The 18,381-nt window shown below is 62.4% G+C and carries 21 protein-coding genes; 8 read left to right on the top strand and 13 right to left on the bottom strand.

Going from position 1 to position 18,381, the window contains the following annotated elements; genetic code table 11:
• Window positions 1-794 precede the first annotated feature (794 nt).
• Entirely contained in the window at window positions 795-2,336 is a 1,542-nt protein-coding gene (dnaA, locus tag DEM27_RS11470; RefSeq protein ID WP_109458371.1) for a chromosomal replication initiator protein DnaA, read from the top strand.
• Between the two features lie 116 nt (window positions 2,337-2,452).
• Here the strand turns inward: dnaA and DEM27_RS11465 are convergent, their stop codons facing one another.
• Window positions 2,453-3,184, bottom strand: coding sequence for a class I SAM-dependent methyltransferase (locus tag DEM27_RS11465; protein ID WP_109458370.1), 732 nt, complete (start codon window positions 3,182-3,184; stop codon window positions 2,453-2,455).
• 23 nt (window positions 3,185-3,207) lie between these two features.
• Entirely contained in the window at window positions 3,208-4,101 is an 894-nt protein-coding gene (gcvA, locus tag DEM27_RS11460; protein WP_109458369.1) for a transcriptional regulator GcvA, read from the bottom strand.
• A 147-nt stretch (window positions 4,102-4,248) separates the two neighbouring features.
• Between gcvA and DEM27_RS11455 the strand changes: the two genes are divergently transcribed.
• Window positions 4,249-5,175, top strand: a complete 927-nt coding sequence (locus tag DEM27_RS11455) for a DMT family transporter (RefSeq protein ID WP_109458368.1) — start codon at window positions 4,249-4,251, stop codon at window positions 5,173-5,175.
• A 12-nt stretch (window positions 5,176-5,187) separates the two neighbouring features.
• Here the strand turns inward: DEM27_RS11455 and hemW are convergent, their stop codons facing one another.
• The 4 genes from hemW to rph are packed head-to-tail and all read right to left on the bottom strand — an operon-like array spanning window position 5,188 to window position 8,187.
• Entirely contained in the window at window positions 5,188-6,384 is a 1,197-nt protein-coding gene (gene hemW / locus DEM27_RS11450; RefSeq protein WP_245445791.1) for a radical SAM family heme chaperone HemW, read from the bottom strand.
• The gene (gene rdgB / locus DEM27_RS11445; RefSeq protein ID WP_109458659.1) at window positions 6,374-7,018 is read right to left on the bottom strand and encodes an RdgB/HAM1 family non-canonical purine NTP pyrophosphatase; all 645 of its coding nucleotides are present in this window, start codon (window positions 7,016-7,018) and stop codon (window positions 6,374-6,376) included. Before rdgB ends, hemW begins: the two co-directional genes overlap by 11 nt.
• Before the next feature lie 8 nt (window positions 7,019-7,026).
• On the bottom strand, window positions 7,027-7,449 hold the full coding sequence (locus DEM27_RS11440; RefSeq protein WP_109458366.1) for a VOC family protein: 423 nt from the start codon (window positions 7,447-7,449) through the stop codon (window positions 7,027-7,029).
• Between the two features lie 21 nt (window positions 7,450-7,470).
• Window positions 7,471-8,187 carry a ribonuclease PH gene (gene rph, locus DEM27_RS11435; protein ID WP_109458365.1) on the bottom strand — a complete coding sequence of 239 codons (717 nt, stop codon included), beginning with the start codon at window positions 8,185-8,187 and terminating at the stop codon, window positions 7,471-7,473.
• A 181-nt stretch (window positions 8,188-8,368) separates the two neighbouring features.
• On the opposite strand from rph, the gene DEM27_RS11430 reads away from it, so the two are divergent.
• The 3 genes from DEM27_RS11430 to grpE all read left to right on the top strand — a co-directional run bounded on the left by DEM27_RS11430 (window position 8,369) and on the right by grpE (window position 10,676).
• Window positions 8,369-8,752: a GFA family protein gene (locus DEM27_RS11430; RefSeq protein ID WP_109458364.1), complete on the top strand. Its 384-nt coding sequence runs from the start codon at window positions 8,369-8,371 to the stop codon at window positions 8,750-8,752.
• 95 nt (window positions 8,753-8,847) lie between these two features.
• Window positions 8,848-9,936, top strand: a complete 1,089-nt coding sequence (hrcA, locus tag DEM27_RS11425; RefSeq protein ID WP_109458363.1) for a heat-inducible transcriptional repressor HrcA — start codon at window positions 8,848-8,850, stop codon at window positions 9,934-9,936.
• 110 nt (window positions 9,937-10,046) lie between these two features.
• Window positions 10,047-10,676, top strand: a complete 630-nt coding sequence (grpE, locus tag DEM27_RS11420; protein WP_109458362.1) for a nucleotide exchange factor GrpE — start codon at window positions 10,047-10,049, stop codon at window positions 10,674-10,676.
• A gap of 157 nt (window positions 10,677-10,833) precedes the next feature.
• Here the strand turns inward: grpE and ptsN are convergent, their stop codons facing one another.
• The 6 genes from ptsN to lptC form a co-directional block, all read right to left on the bottom strand.
• Window positions 10,834-11,298, bottom strand: a complete 465-nt coding sequence (ptsN, locus tag DEM27_RS11415; RefSeq protein ID WP_109458361.1) for a PTS IIA-like nitrogen regulatory protein PtsN — start codon at window positions 11,296-11,298, stop codon at window positions 10,834-10,836.
• A gap of 79 nt (window positions 11,299-11,377) precedes the next feature.
• Window positions 11,378-11,950 carry a ribosome hibernation-promoting factor, HPF/YfiA family gene (gene hpf / locus DEM27_RS11410; RefSeq protein WP_109458360.1) on the bottom strand — a complete coding sequence of 191 codons (573 nt, stop codon included), beginning with the start codon at window positions 11,948-11,950 and terminating at the stop codon, window positions 11,378-11,380.
• Window positions 11,951-12,181: 231 nt separating this feature from the next.
• Window positions 12,182-13,744, bottom strand: coding sequence for an RNA polymerase factor sigma-54 (gene rpoN, locus DEM27_RS11405; protein ID WP_109458359.1), 1,563 nt, complete (start codon window positions 13,742-13,744; stop codon window positions 12,182-12,184).
• A 144-nt stretch (window positions 13,745-13,888) separates the two neighbouring features.
• Entirely contained in the window at window positions 13,889-14,680 is a 792-nt protein-coding gene (gene lptB / locus DEM27_RS11400; RefSeq protein ID WP_109458358.1) for an LPS export ABC transporter ATP-binding protein, read from the bottom strand.
• A 34-nt stretch (window positions 14,681-14,714) separates the two neighbouring features.
• Window positions 14,715-15,281, bottom strand: coding sequence for an LptA/OstA family protein (locus DEM27_RS11395; RefSeq protein WP_109458357.1), 567 nt, complete (start codon window positions 15,279-15,281; stop codon window positions 14,715-14,717).
• A gap of 11 nt (window positions 15,282-15,292) precedes the next feature.
• Window positions 15,293-15,961, bottom strand: coding sequence for an LPS export ABC transporter periplasmic protein LptC (gene lptC / locus DEM27_RS11390; RefSeq protein ID WP_109458356.1), 669 nt, complete (start codon window positions 15,959-15,961; stop codon window positions 15,293-15,295).
• Window positions 15,962-16,148: 187 nt separating this feature from the next.
• On the opposite strand from lptC, the gene sppA reads away from it, so the two are divergent.
• The 3 genes from sppA (at window position 16,149) to DEM27_RS11375 (ending at window position 17,853) form a co-directional block, all read left to right on the top strand.
• Window positions 16,149-17,096, top strand: coding sequence for a signal peptide peptidase SppA (sppA, locus tag DEM27_RS11385; RefSeq protein WP_109458355.1), 948 nt, complete (start codon window positions 16,149-16,151; stop codon window positions 17,094-17,096).
• Window positions 17,097-17,123: 27 nt separating this feature from the next.
• Entirely contained in the window at window positions 17,124-17,429 is a 306-nt protein-coding gene (locus tag DEM27_RS11380) for an integration host factor subunit beta (RefSeq protein ID WP_109458354.1), read from the top strand.
• 73 nt (window positions 17,430-17,502) lie between these two features.
• Window positions 17,503-17,853: a LapA family protein gene (locus DEM27_RS11375; protein ID WP_109458353.1), complete on the top strand. Its 351-nt coding sequence runs from the start codon at window positions 17,503-17,505 to the stop codon at window positions 17,851-17,853.
• A 12-nt stretch (window positions 17,854-17,865) separates the two neighbouring features.
• Here the strand turns inward: DEM27_RS11375 and DEM27_RS11370 are convergent, their stop codons facing one another.
• Complete coding sequence (locus DEM27_RS11370) at window positions 17,866-18,324, bottom strand: SRPBCC family protein (protein WP_109458352.1); 459 nt, start codon at window positions 18,322-18,324, stop codon at window positions 17,866-17,868.
• Between the last annotated feature and the right edge of the window lie 57 nt (window positions 18,325-18,381).

Here is an 18,381-nt window from a genome sequence, read left to right as displayed (position 1 = left end):
CCGGGCTTTTCGGATTCTGGCCTTCCGCCACGGCTTGGTTAATTTCTCAAGACGGCCGCATGTCACTGGCATGACATAAAAATCCTTTTATTTTCAAAGGTTTGCGGAAGGTTGTATGGTCTCTGGATGACTCTCGTTGCGGCAGCTGGGCCGGTCTTTGAGTCAAGCGATTTTTTATTTTTTTTGTTTTTCCCGCCGCTCCAAATTGGCCTTTTTTGAATCTCCTTGATTCAAAAGCGATTCTTGATGAAGGCCTTTGTGACACCCAAATTGCGGCTCCGGAGTCAATGCCCGTCCCTTAATTTTGCGTAAAATTCATCATTGATCTCGGCATATGATCCTGCCTAAATGCCTCTCAACGGGGGGCGCGGACACCACCTTCACAATGTTGGCTCATTTGACGCTGAACAAGCGGAAGAGTGGTTTTGTCTCCTGGGAAGCGGCGTGTTCTACGCCGTCTTTTCAAACAGTTGACGGGAATTTAACGGTATCGGTATCGATACCGCGCGGGCTGTCTTGCGGCTTCGCGTCCTCTGGTGTTTTGAGTGATCAGGGAGGGCATGAAAAACATTCGAGTCTCAACGACGAGGGCGAGGATCGGATGGCGGCGGTTGAGCCCGCAGAGGGAACGGCAAGGCCGGTTCCTTCAGGTCGGTGTTGCCGGATTGGCCCGGTGACCCAACTTAACAGGATATGACCGGCGCGGGCCAGCGGGGCACGGACCGGAGAAAAGAATAAGGCTCGGGCGAGCGGGATAGTTTCGCCCGACAACGAGAATTTGGAAGGCGGCGACAATGCAAGTGAATATGATGACGACCGGTGCCCTTGGAGACGGGGACAAGGCACCGAAGCCGTTTGACGCGGTATGCTCCGAGGTGACGGAGGATAAAACCGGTATGACCTATAACGCACTGTTCGATCGGTTCAGTGCCCGATTGAAGGCTCAAGTCGGTCAGGATGTCTATGCAAGCTGGTTTGCACGGCTCAAGCTGCATTCGGTGTCCAAGAGTGTCGTGCGGTTGACGGTGCCGACGACGTTCCTCAAGTCCTGGATCAACAACCGCTATATCGATCTCATCACCGGTATCTTCCAGGCGGAAGATCCCGAAATCCTCAAGGTGGAAATCCTGGTGCGCACGGCGACCCGGAGCGTCCGGCCCTCCGCCGCCGAGGAAAGCCAGTCCGCGGCCGAACCGGCTCCGGCCCAGCCGCGCCGCAGCGCGCCGCAGAGCATCGGCCAGGTCGCCGCAAGCGCCGGCGCCGTGCCGCAGCGCCCGGCCTCCGCCCCGGGCCCGCTGTTCGGCTCGCCGCTCGACTCCCGCTACACCTTCGAGTCCTTCGTGGAAGGTTCTTCGAACCGCGTTGCGCTCGCCGCCGCCAAGACCATCGCCGAAGCCGGCGCCGGTGCGGTGCGCTTCAATCCGCTGTTCATCCATTCGACGGTCGGTCTCGGCAAGACGCATCTGCTGCAGGCAATCGCCAATGCCGCAGTCAACAGCCCGCGGCTGCCGCGCGTCGTCTATCTGACGGCGGAATATTTCATGTGGCGTTTTGCCACCGCCATCCGCGACAATGACGCGCTGACGCTGAAGGACTCGCTGCGCAACATCGACCTTCTGATCATTGATGACATGCAGTTCCTGCAGGGCAAGATGATCCAGCACGAATTCTGCCATCTGCTCAACATGCTGCTCGACAGCGCCAAGCAGGTCGTCGTGGCTGCCGACCGCGCCCCCTGGGAGCTGGAATCGCTCGATCCGCGCGTCCGTTCGCGCCTGCAGGGCGGTGTGGCGATCGAACTCGATGTTCCCGACTACGACATGCGGCTGGAAATGCTGACGCAGCGGCTGCAGTCCGTCCGCAAGGACGATCCGTCGATCGACATTCCCGGCGATATCATTTCGCATGTCGCCCGCAACATCACCGCGAGCGGCCGCGAGCTGGAAGGCGCCTTCAACCAGCTGATCTTCCGCCGCTCCTTCGAACCCAACCTGTCGATCGACCGCGTCGACGAACTGCTCGCCCATCTCGTCGGCTCCGAGCCGAAGCGGGTGCGCATCGAGGACATCCAGCGCATCGTCGCAAGGCATTACAACGTCTCGCGCCAGGAACTGGTCTCGAACCGCCGCACGCGCGTGATCGTCAAGCCGCGCCAGATCGCCATGTATCTGTCGAAGACGCTGACGCCACGGTCCTTCCCGGAAATCGGCCGGCGTTTTGGCGGCCGCGATCATACCACCGTGCTGCATGCGGTGCGCAAGATCGAGGAGCTGATCTCCGGCGATACCAAGCTGAGCCATGAGATCGAGCTTCTGAAGCGTCTGATCAACGAGTGATCGTGTTGCCGGGCGAGACGGTTCGACTGTCTGCGGCCCGGCATTTATCTGTTTGTGCCCTCAGGCCTCATCCTTTCGTGCAAAAAGGGTGAGGCTTTTTGCTGTTGGTGCCGCGCTCAAGGCTTGCGGGCGCAGGCGATGATTTCGGCGCTGTCGGGCGTGAAAGGATTGCCGTTCCAGTCGCCGTCAAGTTCGATGCCGGTAAACCCCGTGGCCTGCAGCATCGCGGTAATTTCCGTCGATGGCGGAAAACGAAGGCGGCTATGGCTGGCCTTGACGATGCCGGTCTCGATAAATCGATGCTCGCTGACAAAGGTCACCCATTCGCCCTCCACCGCCGTCACCGCGTGGTGAACGTCAACGTGCCCCAAACCCTCCACCACGATGCGCCGGGCCGAGTGCTGTGGCGTCCAACCTTGCCAGGCGCGCCGCAACGGGTTGCGACTGTCGAAAACAAGGCGGCCGCCGCTCTCCAGGTGCCGGAAGGCGGCCTGCAGCACGGCGCGGGCGTCGTCGGCTGCAAAGACCTGGAAGACATGGCCGGTCATGATCGCCAGGTCGAAACGCTGCGGCAGGTCGAGCGTGCGCGCATCCGCCTCGACCCAGTTGATCCGACCGTCCACGTCGTTGTTGCGGGCCACGGCAAGCATGGCTGCCGCCGGCTCGACGCCGGTGACCTCATGGCCGCGCTCGGCAAAAAGCTGTGCCGTCAGGCCTGTGCCGCAGCCGATGTCGAGGATGCGGTCTCCGGGGGCGGCACGACCGAGATAGAAGGCGGTATCGTCGCCCGCAGGGTTCAGCGCGTCGTAGAGCGCCGTCAGTGCCGGATCGGTGTAGATCGTCTCCATGGAATGCTGTTCTCCGGGTTTTCTTATGCTGGCGCGCCTGCCGCTTCTGCGAGTAGCCAGCGCCGGAAGGCGGCGACGGCCGGCCGCTCCAGGGCCACGGCCGGATAAACGAGGTGATAGGCAAGCCGGCTTGCCAGCCCGAGCGGGAAGGGGGCGGCAAGCTGCCCCTCCGCCAACTCCCTCTCGATAAAGGAGCCGCGGACCAGCGCAAACCCCAGGCCGGCCTTGGCGGCTTCCACGGCGCCGTTGCCGTCGGCGAAGATCGGGCCGTGGGCTGCCGGCGCCGGATCGACACCGGCAGCCTCCAGCCACAATTCCCAGTCGCGGCGATAGACGTCGTGGATCAGCGTCATGCCGGCAAGTGCTTCCGGCGCCGGTGAGGCTCCTAGGCGGGCGACCAGTGCCGGCGTGGCGACGGGGATCAGGTCGTCGTCGATCAGCCGCTGGCTGACGAGGCCTTCGTAAGCGCCAAGGCCATGCCGCACGGCGATATCCACGCCGTCGCGGGCAAAATCCATGATCCGGTAGGAGGGGCTGATGCGTACGTCGATGCCGGGATGCTGCGCCTCGAACCGGCCGATGCGCGGCACCAGCCATTGCATCGCGAAGGTCGCCGTACAGGTGACCGTCAGCACCGAGCCGCGGGCCCGCGCCCGCACGGCCGCCGTCGCCTCACGCACCAGCCGGAAGGCGGTGCGCAGCGTCGCGAAATAATCGGCGCCTTCGGCCGTCAGCGCCAGGCTGCGCGGCCGGCGCGTGAAGAGCTGGATATCCAGCGTCGTCTCGAGTTCACGCACCTGCAGGCTGACGGCGCCGGGCGTGACGTGCAACTCCTCCGCGGCCAGCTTCATGCTCAGATGCCGTGCCGTCGCCTCGAAGGCGCGCAGGGACGAGAGGGAGGGGAGCAGATCGCCCATGATTTAGAATAACTCGTTCATGAGGCGGAAAAATCTCCTTTGTCAGGCCGCCAGATTTCAAGGGATAATGAACAAAATTTGACGGTTTGCAAAGAAGCCTATGGCTGCGCACAGCTGAGTAAAACTCAATTCAAGGAGAGAAATTTCATGTCTCGGCAAAAATCCATGGGTACGATCGAGTGGTTGATGCTCATCGTCCTTTCCATCCTCTGGGGCGGGTCCTTCCTGTTCAACGGCATCCTGGTCAAGGTCTGGCCGCCCTTCACCATCGTCGCGGCGCGTGTTGCGCTGGCTGCCCTGGCGCTGCATCTGATCCTGCGCATCAGCGGCCAGGCGATGCCGCGCGACAGCAAGTCCTGGGCGGCGTTCTTCGGCATGGGGTTGCTCAACAATGTCATCCCCTTCTCGCTGATCGTCTGGGGCCAGACACACATTGTCAGCGGCCTTGCCTCCATCCTCAATGCCACGACGCCGCTTTTTGCCGTCATCGTCGCGCATCTGCTCACCCAGGATGAAAAGATAACTGCAGGACGGCTTGTGGGCGTGCTCACCGGTTTTGCCGGGGTGGCGCTGATGATCGGGCCAGCCGCCCTCAATGGCCTCGGCGACAATACGCTGGCGCAGCTTGCCGTGCTCGGCGGGGCGCTGTCCTATTCCGTCGCCGGCATTTTCGGCCGTCGTTTCAAGCGCATGGGCATGGCGCCGATGCTGCCGGCGGCAGGACAGGTGACAGCTTCGGCAATCATGCTTGTGCCGGTGGCGCTGATCGTCGATCGGCCGTGGACGCTCGGTATGCCCGGCACGGAAACGCTGGCGGCACTGGCCGGCCTCGCCTTGTTGTCGACCGCCATTGCCTATGTGCTGTTCTTTCGCATCCTGGCGACGGCCGGCGCCACCAATCTGATGCTGGTGACCTTCCTGATCCCGGTCAGCGCCATCCTGCTCGGCGCCCTCGTGCTCGGCGAACAGCTTCTGCCGAAACATTTTGCCGGCATGGCGATGATCGCCATCGGCCTTGCTGCGATCGACGGGCGCATCGCCCAGGCCTGGAAAGGCAAGACTGCGTCGCCATGACCGGAAAGGTGGTCAGCAGGCGAGATCGGCGACCACGGAATCGAGGATCAGCATGCCGGACGGCGTGCAGCGCAGGCGGGAATTGCCGAGCCGCTCGATAAAGCCGTGGTCGAGAAGCGCCTGCTCGCGGTTCGGATCGGGATCCCGGCCGGACAATTGCTGCCAGCGGGCGAGATCGACGCCTTCCTTCAGGCGCAGGCCCATGAGCAGCAACTCATCGGCCTGCTCGTCATATCCAAGCAATTCTTCATCGACCATGCCGTGGCCGTTCTTCTCGACTTGGTCCACCCAGGTCTCCGGCCGGCGTTCGGTCGCGGTCGCCAGCTTGTCGCGGCCGCGCGTCAGCCGGCCATGGGCGCCGGGGCCGATGCCGGCGTAATCGCCGTAACGCCAGTAGGTGAGGTTGTGGCGGCTTTCGGCGCCCGGCCGGGCATGGTTGGAAACCTCATAGGCCGGCAGGCCTTCCCGGGCAGTGATCTCCTGCGTCGCTTCGTAAAGCAGCGCCGACTGGTCGCCGTCGGGTACGATGAATTTTCCGGCCTTGTGCAGGCCGAAGAAGGGCGTGCCTTCCTCGATGGTCAACTGGTAAAGCGACAGGTGATCGACGGCATAAGAAATCGCCTGTCGCAGCTCCGCCTCCCAAGCCTCCACCGTCTGGTGCGGCCGGGCATAGATAAGATCGAAGGACATGCGCGGAAAAATGTCGCGGGCCAGCCCGATCGCCTTCAGCGCGTCCTCGACATTGTGCAGCCGGCCGAGAAATTTCAGGTCCGCATCGTTGAGCGCCTGCACACCGAGCGATACGCGGTTGACACCGGCGGCGCGGTAGCCGCGGAAGCGGGTCGCCTCGACGCTGGAGGGGTTGGCCTCCATGGTGATCTCGATCCCATCTGGCACATGCCAGTGGCGGGCGATGCCGTCGAGGATGGCCTCGACCGTCTCCGGCGCCATCAGCGACGGCGTGCCGCCGCCGAGGAAGATGCTGGTCACCGTCTTCGGGCCGCTCAGCTTGCGCATCCACTCCATCTCGCGCAGGAAGGCGGCGGCAAAACGCGGCTGGTCCACCGGTTGGTGGCGCACATGGCTGTTGAAATCGCAATAGGGGCATTTGGCGGCACAGAAGGGCCAATGCACATAGACGCCGAAACCGGGCTCGCCGGTATCGGGCAGCAAGTCGCCATAACCGATGGAAGGCTGATCAGGCTTCAAGGCAGGTCTCGACAAAAAGCTTGAAGGCGCGGGCGCGGTGCGACAGCGCCTGGGCATCGCCGGGTTTCCAGCCGTGCTTTTCTTCGGCGCTCATTTCCCCGAAGGTGAGATCGTAGCCGACGGGCTGGAACACCGGATCGTAGCCAAAACCCTGCGTGCCGCGCGGCGGCCAGGCGACATGGCCTTCCACCTCGCCGCGGAACATCTCGACATGACCGTCCGGCCAGGCGAGGCAGAGCACGCTGACGAAACGGGCGGTGCGGCTTTCGAAATGCGTGGCGCCGGCCTTTTGCAACGCCTGCTCCACCTTTTCCATTGCCATGGCGAAATCGCGGCTGCCGTCCTCGCGTTCGGCCCAATTGGCGGTGTAGACACCGGGCGCACCACCCAAAGCATCGATAACGATGCCGGAATCGTCCGAAAGCGCCGGAAGGCCGGACGCCTTGGCAGAGGCCAGGGCCTTGATGGCGGCATTTTCTTCGAAGGTCGTGCCGGTCTCGTCAGGCTCTTCGAACTTCAGTTCCGCCGCAGAGTTGGCGGAAAAGCCGAAAGGGCCGATGAGATCGGCGATCTCGCGGATCTTGCCGGCATTGTGGCTGGCGACGACGATGGTCTTGGTATCGAGCTTGCGCATGGTCTTTCCTATTCGATTCCCCAGATGCGGGCCTCGGCGCATTCCAGGCTGTTGCCGGCCGGGTCGCGGAAATAGAGGGAACGGCCGCCATTCGGCCAGGTAAAATCCGCTTCGATGGCGACACCGGCAGTTTTCAGCGCTGCGATCATCGCCGCGAAATTCTCCGCTGCCAGCCGGAAGCAGGCATGGCCTGCGCCGCTCGTGCCGTGCGGCGGCACCGGCAGGGCGGCGCCGTCTTCCGGCGGCTTTACCGTTTCCAGCGGGTTGAAGATCAAAAGCACGCCGGAACCGCAGCGATAAAACACATGCCGGTTGCCGACGCGGGCGATCGTCTCAAGGCGGAGAATGCCGCCGTAAAATCGCTCCGCCGCATCCAGGTCCGGCGCATAAAGCGCGGTCTCGAGCATGGCTTCGATCAACGGCTGGCTCATGGCGTTACGCCCGTTTCTTCCTCACGCCACCGCTTGCTTCTGCAGCGTCACCAGTTCGGCGATACCGTTGCGGGCAAGCTGCATCAGCGTCGAAAATTCTTCTTCCGTGAACGGCTTGCCTTCGGCAGTGCCTTGGATCTCGACGATGCCGCCGGCGCCGGTCATGACGAAGTTGGCGTCGGTCTCGGCGGCTGAGTCTTCCAGATAGTCGAGGTCGATGACCGGCTGGTTGGCGAAGATGCCGCAAGAAATGGCGGCAACGTGATCCTTCAGGACACGCTCGACCTTCACCATGTTGCGGCCTTCCATCCACTTCAGGCAGTCGTAGAGGGCAATCCATGCCCCGGTGATCGAGGCGGTGCGGGTGCCGCCATCGGCCTGGATGACGTCGCAATCGATGGTGATCTGCCGTTCGCCGAGCGCTTCGAGGTCGACGATGGCGCGCAGCGAGCGGCCGATCAGCCGCTGGATTTCCTGGGTGCGGCCGCCCTGCTTGCCGGTGGCGGCTTCGCGCTTCATGCGTTCGCCGGTGGCGCGCGGCAGCATGCCGTATTCGGCCGTCACCCAGCCCTTGCCGCTGTTGCGCAGCCACGGCGGCGTCTTGTCCTCAAGACTTGCGGTGCAAAGCACATGGGTGTCGCCGAATTTGACGAGACAGGAACCCTCTGCATGTTTGGAAAAACCGCGCTCGAAGGAAACCTTGCGCATCTGGTCCGTTTTTCTGCCTGAAGGCCGCATGTGAAACTCCTGCTGTTGTGAGACGCCTTCTACGGCTGGCCGACGCCTTTTGCAAAGGAAAAGGCGCTGTCGCCTGCGGGAATCCGCCGCCGGAAGCACCGTAATACAACCGTTTCAAGCTTGCTGCCACGCTTTGACCATGCCAGCCTCGGCGCGTGAACCAATGGCTTCGAGGATGTCGATGAGCGAAACACACGAGGGTGGGTGCCTGTGCGGCCATATCCGTTTTACTGCAAAAGGCCGGCCGGGCAATCCGCACAGCTGTTCCTGCGATGTCTGCCAGCGGCATTCGGGCGGCTTGACGTTGTGCTGGGTGGAGTTTCCGAGCGAGGCGGTCAGCTGGGTGGGTGAGGGTGGGGCGCCCAGTCTCTACCGCTCGTCCGATTATTCCAGCCGGGCCTTCTGTCCGCGCTGCGGCAGCACGCTCGGCGCCGTCGATGATGCGCCGGTGATTGCGCTGGTGCTCGGCAGCTTCGACGACAAGGAAGCCGAGAGCCTGAAGCCGCTGTCGCACTCCTTCGAGCCGCCGGAGACGGCCTGGTGGCGGGTGGCGACTAAGGTCTGACGCATCCCCACGCGTTTTTCACATTTCCCTTTGTGGATCGGCGTCGGCATGCCTATATTCCCTTCAGGATCAACGATACGGTTTTTACGGGAAAGATGGGTTTAGGGCAGACGCCGGACAGGGATGTGAGCGCAGCGCTGGACGATCGCTCAAGGGAAATCTTCCGGCGAATAGTGGAGGAGTATCTCGAAAACGGCGAGCCGCTGGGTTCCCGCAACCTCTCCCGCCTGTTGCCGATGTCGCTTTCCCCGGCTTCGGTGCGCAATGTCATGGGCGATCTCGAAGAGCTCGGCCTGATCTATTCTCCCCATATCAGTGCCGGCCGGCTTCCCACGCAGATGGGCCTGCGCTTTTTCGTCGATGCCTTCATGCAGGTCAGCGCGCTTTCGCAGGAAGATCGCGCCAGCATGGATCGCCAGATGGGTCCCGTGCAGCGCGGCCAGACGGTGGAAGGCCTGATGAACGAGGCGAGCCGCATGCTGTCCGGCATGTCTCGCGGCGCCGGCCTGGTGGTCACCGCCAAGTCTGACCAGGTGCTCAAGCATGTCGAGTTCATCCGGCTGGAGCCGACCAAGGCGCTGGCGGTGCTGGTTGGCGACCATGACCAGGTGGAAAATCGCATCATCGAACTGCCGGCCGGCGTCACCTCGTCACAACTCACCGAAGCCGCCAATTTCCTCAACGCTCACATGATCGGCCAGACGCTGCCGGATCTGCGCAAGCAACTGCAGGTCCTGAAGAACCAGGTGCGGCAGGAACTGGACAGCCTGTCCCAGGACCTGGTCGAGCGTGGCCTGGCGGTGTGGTCCGGCGGCCAGGACGACGACAAGCCGACACGGCTGATCGTCCGCGGCCGCGCCAATCTGTTGGAAGGCGTCGCCGGTACGGAAGACATCGACCGGCTGCGGATGCTGTTCGACGACCTGGAGAAGAAGGACAGCCTGATCGAGATCCTCAATCTCGCCGAAAGCGGTCCGGGCGTGCGCATTTTCATCGGTTCGGAAAACAAGCTGTTCTCGCTTTCTGGTTCGTCGCTGATCGTCGCGCCCTACCGGGACGGCGAGGATCGCATCGTCGGCGCCGTCGGCGTCATCGGCCCGACGCGGCTCAACTATTCGCGCATCGTGCCGATGGTCGATTACACCGCCCAGATCGTCGGCCGCATGGCACGGACGCTGCTGTAGCGACGGCGGACGGGCGCGGTTGCGGCCGAAACTTCGGGTAAACCCTTGATTTTTTCCCGCCAAACCTCGATATCGGGCTCAAATCCCAAAACAGTGACTGGAGATACGTCATGACCGACGAGACCCCTACGAATGGCCCCGACGCCGCCGTGAACCACACCGAGGCCGGTCCCGCCGAAACCGCCGCTGCGGAGGCGGCCGGCACCTTCGATCCGACCGAGGCGCTGAAGGCTGAAAATGCCGACCTGCGCGACAAGTTCCTCCGTCTCGCCGCTGAGATGGACAACCTTCGCCGCCGCACCGAACGCGACGTGAAGGATGCCAAGGCCTATGCCGTCACCGCTTTTGCCCGCGACATGCTCGGCGTTTCCGACAACCTGCGCCGCGCCCTCGACGCCATTCCGGCCGACCAGCGGGCCGCAGCCGAAAGCGGTCTCAATGCCCTGATCGAAGGCGTCGAGATGACCGAGCGGTCCATGCTTTCAGCGTTCGAACGCCATGGCGTGCGCAAGCTGGAGCCGGAAGGCCAGAAGTTCGATCCGAACTTCCATCAGGCGATGTTCGAAATCCCCAATCCCGATGTACCGAACAACACCGTCGTGCAGGTGGTGCAGGCCGGCTACACGATCGGCGACCGCGTCCTGCGCCCGGCCATGGTCGGTGTCGCCAAGGGCGGCGCCAAGGCGGAAGCCCAGCCGTCCGAACCGGGCACGGCCGGCATCAATGAAGGCGACGCCTGAGGCGTGAAACGGCGGAGAGCCATCGGCTCTCCTGCCGCCGGGCGGTCCCGGTGACTGCGCCTTGCGGCCTTTGTCGAGGAAAAGCGAAAAGGCCGCGAGTGTTTGCAGCCGATGACACTGACGATGGCTCCGGCGGTCGCCGGCCGGAGCATGCGCCTCAGGCGGCGTTGGACGTTTCTTCCTGATTGAGGAAGGCATAGATCGCCGAGGCGGAATCCGTGGCGCGCAGTTTGGCGACCAGATCCTGGTCGCGCAGCACGCGGGCGATCCGCGACAGGGCCTTGAGATGGTCCGCACCGGCACCTTCGGGCGCCAGCAGCAGGAACACCAGATCGACGGGCTGGTCGTCCAGCGCCTCGAAATCGACCGGCTGGTCCAGGCGGGCAAAAATGCCGGTGATGGAATGGATGGCGTTCAGCTTGCCGTGCGGTATGGCGATGCCGTTACCGACGCCGGTGGAGCCGAGACGCTCGCGCTGCAGGATTACGTCGAAGACTTCCCGTTCCGGCAGTCCGGTGAGCTTTGCGGCCCTGGCCGCAAGCTCCTGGAGCAGCTGCTTTTTGGAATTCACCTTCAGGGCAGGAATAATCGCATCTTGTCGCAGGAGATCTGCCAACGCCATTCTCTTTGTCCTTCATGTGCCGAGAAAAAGGGGTCGGGATGCCCGGCCGGTATCGACCGGGCATCCCCCGTGTTCATTCTCAGCTCTTTACACTGGCGGCATCGATCCAGCCGATATTACCGTCGCGGCGACGGTAAACAATATTCAGTTCTTCCTTGCCGGCACTGCGGAACATGAAGACCGGCTCGTCCGTCATGTCGAGCGCCATCACGGCGCTGGCGACCGACATCGTCCTCAGCGACTTGCTGCTTTCGGCGACGATCGTCGGCGCATAGTCCTCCGAGATTTCCTCCTGCTCGTCGGGAATGGCATCCATGACCGTATAGGCAATTTCCGCACCATTGCCGTTAAGGCCGCTGTGATGGTCCTTCAGCTTCCGCTTGTAGCGCCGCAGACGCTTCTCGATACGCTGGGCTGCGCCATCGAACGCCGCCTGCGGATCGTTCGCTTCACCCGTGGCATGCAGGCTGACCCCGCTGTCCAGGTGAATCTTGCAATCCGCTGCAAAACGCGAACCGGACTTTTCAACTGTAACCTGACTTGAATACCCCCCGTCGAAGTATTTGGTTACGGCCTCGCCGATGTGGTCCTCGATCCGCGAACGGAACGTTTCACCAATCTCCATATGTTTCCCGGATACACGCACACTCATGGAATTTTCCTTCTTGTCGTGATTTGCGAGTATCAGTTTACGCCAAGGCACTCGCTCATCCAAGCGTTTCACGCGGCGAACATTGTTTTGCGCCGCTAAACTTAACCGTGAAGTGGGGAAATGATCGGGAGCTAGGTTTTCCTGTTCCAATTGCGGCGCGCTTCTAGCGCCCGGTGCCCCGAGAGTCAAGGGCCGTCAGGGAATTTTTAACGGATCCACAGGGACGTCGCCTCAGAAAGCGGAAACCTTCGAAAGCGCCCGCTTTTCCCGTCTCCGTTGTACCGAGGAGGGAATGTTCATCGCCTCGCGATACTTGGCCACCGTCCGGCGGGCGAGATCGATGCCGGCCCGCTTGAGCAGATCGACGATGTCGTCGTCGGACAACACCGCCTCCGGCGTCTCCTGGTTGATCAGCGCGCGGATGCGATGGCGCACCGCCTCGGCCGAATGGGTGTCGCCGCCCCCGGCCGAGCCGATCGACACGGTGAAGAAATATTTGAGTTCGAACAGGCCGCGCGGCGTCAGCATGTATTTGTTGGAGGTGACGCGGCTGACGGTGGATTCGTGCATCTTGATCGCCTCGGCCACCGTCTTGAGGTTGAGCGGGCGAAGCTGGTCGACGCCGTGGACGAGGAAGGCGTCCTGCTGGCGGACGATTTCGGTCGCTACCTTCATGATCGTCTTTGCCCGCTGGTCGAGGCTGCGGGTCAGCCAGTTGGCGGTCTGCAGGCATTCGGACATGAAGGCATGGTCTTCGCCCGGCCGGTGCCTGTGCTTGGCAACCTCGGCATAATAGGACTGGTTGACGAGCACACGCGGCAGGGTGTCGGGATTGAGCTCCACCAGCCAGCTGCCGTTTGCAGCCGTCCGCACCACCACGTCGGGCACGATCGCTTCCGAAACCGCGGTTTCGAAGCTGCTGCCGGGTTTGGGGTTGAGCTTGCGAATCTCGGTCAGCATGTCGAGCAGGTCTTCCTCGTCGACGCCGCAGATCCGTTTCAGCGACAGGAAGTCGCGCCGGGCCAGAAGTTCGAGATGGTCGACCAGCGCGGCCATTGCCGGGTCCAACCGGTCGCGCTGCCTGAGCTGGATCGCCAGGCATTCGCTGAGCGAACGGGCAAAGACACCTGGTGGATCCAGCGTCTGCAGCGCCTCTAGCACCGTCTCGACGTCGGTTACGCTGCGGCCGAGCCGCAAGGCGACCTCCCGCAGATCCGCCTGCAGGTAACCGGCTTCGTCGAGCTGGTCGATCAGAAGCTGGGCGGTCAGATGGTCGGCAGCCGTTGCCAGGGTGAAGGGAATCTGCTGGTTGAGGTGATCGCGCAGCGTCGTCTGACCGGCGACGAAATCGTCGAGATCGGCGCTTTCGCCGCCTTGGCTGCCCGGCATCGACTTCCACTGGCTCATCAACTCGGGGGCATCGGGGCGCGGCGCCATGCCTTCGTCGGAAAAACCGCTGTCGAAATTGGTGTCGAGCTGGCTGCTCAGACGATCGGCCGTGCCGGTGTGTTCGCTTTCATACCAGTCGGAGGCGAGATCGCTGCCGCGCGTCTCGACCGGGTCGCTGCCGGCCGGCTCGTCGCTGCCGGAAAAGGGGCCGTCATCGTCCCGCGTGCCGCCGAATTCGCCATCGGATGGCGCGAAATCGAGCAGCGGATTCTTTTCGACTTCCTGGGCGATGAACTGGTTGAGCTCGAAATGCGTCATCTGAAGCAGCTGGATCGACTGCATCAGTTGCGGGGTCATCACCAGCGACTGGCTCTGGCGCAGGAAGAGACTGGCGGACAATGCCATGACGGACGCGAAACTCCCCTTCGGCTCGGTCGCAATCCCGCATAAATCCGCGCGGAATTGCAACTGGCCCAAAAATTGCTTTTTTATTGGGTTTGGTCAAGCAAGGAGTGGGGCGCCTGTCGAATTTCCGTCATGAAGGACGGGCTAGAGGCTGAACTTGTCGCCGAGATAGAGGCGGCGGACTTCCGGGTTGTTGACGATGTCGTTGGCCCGGCCATGCGTCAGCACTTCGCCCGCATGGATGATATAGGCACGGTCGATCAGGCCCAGCGTCTCGCGGACGTTGTGGTCGGTGATCAGCACGCCGATGCCGCGGGCCGTCAGGTGCCGCACCAGGTTCTGGATGTCGGAGACCGAGATCGGATCGACGCCGGCAAAAGGTTCGTCGAGCAGCATGAAGGTCGGATCGGTCGCCAGCGCGCGGGCGATTTCAAGACGCCGGCGTTCGCCGCCCGACAGCGCCACCGCCATCGACTTCCGCAGCTTCTGGATATGGAATTCCTCGAGCAGGGAGTCGAGCTTCTGCTCGCGGCGCTGCTTGTTGGAATCGTGCACCTCCAGGACGGCGCGGATGTTTTCCTCCACCGTCAGCCCGCGGAAGATCGAGGCTTCCTGCGGCAGGTAGCCGACGCCGAGGCGGGCGCGGCGATACATCGGCATGGAGGTCACATCATTGCCGTTGATCTCGATCGAACCCTCGTCGACCGGCACCAGGCCGGTGATCATGTAGAAACAGGTGGTCTTGCCGGCGCCGTTCGGCCCCAGCAGGCCGACGGCCTCGCCGCGGCGGACCACCAGCGAGGCGCCATTGACGACGCGCCGTGTATTGTAGGTCTTCGTCAAACCGCGGGCGATCAGCGTGCCTTCGTAGCGCGCCTTGTCGGTGGGCGATGCCGCATCGGCCGCTGCCGGCGGCGATCCGGACTTGCCGAACAATTTTGAAAGGGGAGAGATGGTCACGGCCTGCCGGTTACTGTTTCTTCTGCCGCGACTTCGGGTCGAGCTGGATGTTGACGCGGCCGCCACAGCTGTCGAGCGTCGCCCGGCCGGTGTCCATGAGCACCGTCAACTTACAGCCGGTGAAGACGTTGGCGCCTTCGGACAATACCACGCGCTTGCCTTCGAGCACGAAGGTCTGGCTCGCCATGTCGAAGACGCCGGAATCGGCGGTCGCCTGCTGGGTGCCGGAGCTGAGGAACACCTTGTCCTTCACATTGATCTTGTCGATATCCGCATTGCCCGAGGCGACCGACGTGTCGGAACCGCCGTTCTTGCGGTAATAGACGGTCATCGTGCCGGCCTGCAGGGTCATTTCGCCCTGCACCACCTTCACGTTGCCGGTGAACAGCGCCAGGTTCTCCTGTTCCTTGATCTCCAGCTTGTCGCTTTCGATCTGGATCGGCTTGTCGTTGGAAAGCTTCAGGTTGTTCATCGAACCCGTCGTCTGCTGCGCAAGCGTATCGAAAGCAGGGGCGAGGGAGAGAGCAGCAAAAACAGCCGCTGCAGTATAACGGGTAAATATGCAATATGCTGTCATGGACGCAGCTCTCAATTGCCCTGGTTGCGAATGGTGGACGGGTCGACGTTCACCCGAACGTTGCCTTCGAAGGTGATAATGCGCCCCTTATCCGACATATCCAGTCGCTGCGCAAGAATCGAAGCCTGCTTGTAGTGAATGGAAACAGGGGCGTCGCTGCTCATCTTGCCGGCCTTGATATCCAGGTGGGCGGATTCGAACTTGGCTTCGAGGCCGGTGTTGAGGGTAATGGTAAAGGGTTTCGTCATTTCGAGCCGGTCGCTGTCGCGATTGTAGACCCCTTCGGCGGCGGCAACGCGGGCAATGATCTTGTCGTTCACCGGCACGGCGGCCTTGATCGTCTCCAGCGTGATCATCGCGGGGTTGCGGATATCCTGCAATGCCCTGAGCGCCGCCATGGAATAGCTGATGCCGTCGCCGTTGCGGCCGGAAATCGCCGGTTTTTCCATCACGACCTTGCCGTTTTCGATCTTGGCCGATTCGATGGTGATATTGTCGGGCAAATAGGCGCGGATGAGCGAGACGCCGATGAAGACGAAAGAAATGACGACGGCGGCGATCGGCAGCAGGATCTTCAGGCGGCGAACACGGGCGGAATGATGCAGCGCCAGAGCATAGGCGTCGCGAACCGGTCGCGAGCCGGCATCGGCAAGTCCCGAATTGTTCAGCGTGTTCAGCATTTTCTCATTCTCGTTCACATCCCGCGGGTGCCTGCGCCGTTCCGTATGCGCGCTGCGACCGCTTGCCAATATGGAGATTTTTTTGCAACAAACAATAAAAGGTGAAAAAATCCGTGAGCGTGCCGTTGATCGGCGGTGCCGGCGGACTATGAATGACACCACCTGATTTTCGCAAAGGATGGACGTAATGGATCAATCGGCGATAGCGGACCGGCGCCGGCTGCGCCGCAAGCTCGGCTTCTGGCGGATTGCAGCGGCGGTTCTGGTCATCGGCCTCGGCATCGCCGCCTTCCGGCTCGCCGGGGGCGACATGGCGGCGGGCAGCGGTTCGCCGCATATCGCCCACATCGAGATTTCCGGCCTGATCCAGGATGACGAGGAGCTTCTGGGCCGGCTGAAGAAGATCGGCGACAGCGACCGGGTCAAGGCGCTGGTCGTTTCCATCTCCTCGCCCGGCGGCACCACCTATGGCGGCGAGCGGATCTTCAAGGCGATCCGCGCCGTGGCCGAGAAAAAACCGGTGGTTTCCGACGTCCGGACGCTGGCGGCTTCTGCCGGCTACATGATCGCCACGGCCGGCGATACCATCATTGCCGGCGAAACCTCGATCACCGGGTCCATCGGCGTCATCTTTCAGTATCCGCAGACCAAGCAGTTGCTGGACAAGATCGGCGTGTCGCTGGAGGAGATCAAGTCGGCGCCTCTGAAGGCCGAGCCGTCGCCTTTCCACGATGCCAGCGAAGAAGCCAAGGCGATGATTCGCGCCATGGTGATGGACAGCTACGACTGGTTCGTCGATCTGGTCGCCGACCGCCGCAAGCTTTCGCGCGACGAGGTGCTGCGTCTTGCCGACGGCAGCATCTTCACCGGCCGCCAGGCCCTGAAGGCCAGGCTGATCGATACGCTCGGCGGCGAGGAGTCGATCCGCACCTATCTCACCGGCCGCGGCATTGACAAGGATCTCAAGATCGTCAAATGGGAGGCGCCCCGCACGGGCTCGGCCTTCGGTTTCGCCAGCGCGATTTCCACGGTGCTGAACCTGTTCGGCTACGGCGACATCAACCTCGGTACTGTCGCGACGGACAAGTTGTTTCTTGACGGTCTTATTTCAGTTTGGCAGGTTGGGCGCCATTGAAAAAACTAATTATTTGAGGGGGCTGTCGTGATCAAGTCGGAATTGGTGCAGATTGTGGCCGCGCGCAATCCCCATCTCTATCACCGCGACGTGGAAAACATCGTCAACGCGGTGCTCGACGAGATCACCGATGCGCTCGCCGCCGGAAATCGTGTCGAACTGCGTGGATTCGGCGCCTTCTCGGTGAAGAATCGCCCGTCGCGCTCCGGTCGCAACCCGCGCACCGGCGATGCCGTCTTCGTCGAGGAAAAGTGGGTGCCGTTCTTCAAGACCGGCAAGGAATTGCGCGAGCGCCTCAACCCGGGCAGCGCCGACGTCGACGACGAGGATTGATCGCTGCGGCCGGCAGCCCTATCTAGATTTTCGCCCCGCTGCCGCCACGGAAGCGCTGTAAGGACAGAAGGCCATGACGAAAAAAATCATCAATCTCATCATCCTTCTGCCGCTCGGCATCCTTCTCGTCGTCCTCTCGGTCGCCAACCGCCAGAGCGTCACGATGGCGCTCAATCCGTTCCGGCCGGAAGACCAGGTGCTCGGCATCACCGCGCCGTTCTTCGTCTTCCTCTTCGCCGCCCTGATCCTCGGCCTGCTGGTCGGCTCCTGCGCCACCTGGATGTCGCAGGGACGGTATCGCAAGCGGGCGCGCAACGAGGCCAAGGTGGCGCTCAAGCTGCAGGGCGAAGCCGAAACGCACAAGAAGCGCGCCGAGCAGCTCGCGGCGCAAGCCACGGGCTACGGGCAGCTGCCGGCGAAATAAGGCGAGGGCGGCTCACGCCGCGCCGTTGGCCCTGGCCTGCACCGCGGCGGTAAAATCCGTAAAGAATTGCTGCGCCAGCTTTTTCGAGGTCGAATCGATCAGGCGGGCACCGAGCTGCGCCAGCTTGCCGCCGATCTGCGCCTTGACGTCGTAAACGAGCAGCGTCTCCGCGCCCTCGTCTTTCAAGGTAACATCGGCCCCGCCCTTGGCGAAACCGGCGATGCCGCCTTTGCCTTCGCCCGAGATCGTGTAGCTCTCCGGCGCATTGATATTGGAAAGAATGACGTCGCCCGTAAAGGAGGCGGAGACGGGGCCGATCCTGATCTTGACCACGGCGGAAAGCTCCGTCGGAGACTTCATTTCCAGGCTTTGACAGCCTGGAATGCATTGCTTGAGAATCTCGGGATCGTTGAGTGCTGCCCATACCGCATCGCGCGGCGCGGCGATCCGTTCTTCACCGGTCATGTCCATGGCGTCTGGCCTCCTCCATTTCCGGCAAACTATGCAGATCGGAAACCGCTTTGCCAA

Source organism: Rhizobium album (assembly GCF_003122325.1).
Classification (GTDB): Bacteria; Pseudomonadota; Alphaproteobacteria; order Rhizobiales; family Rhizobiaceae; genus Metarhizobium; species Metarhizobium album.
Note: the sequence above shows the minus strand (reverse complement) of the source record. Positions and strands in the feature narration are given on the sequence as shown.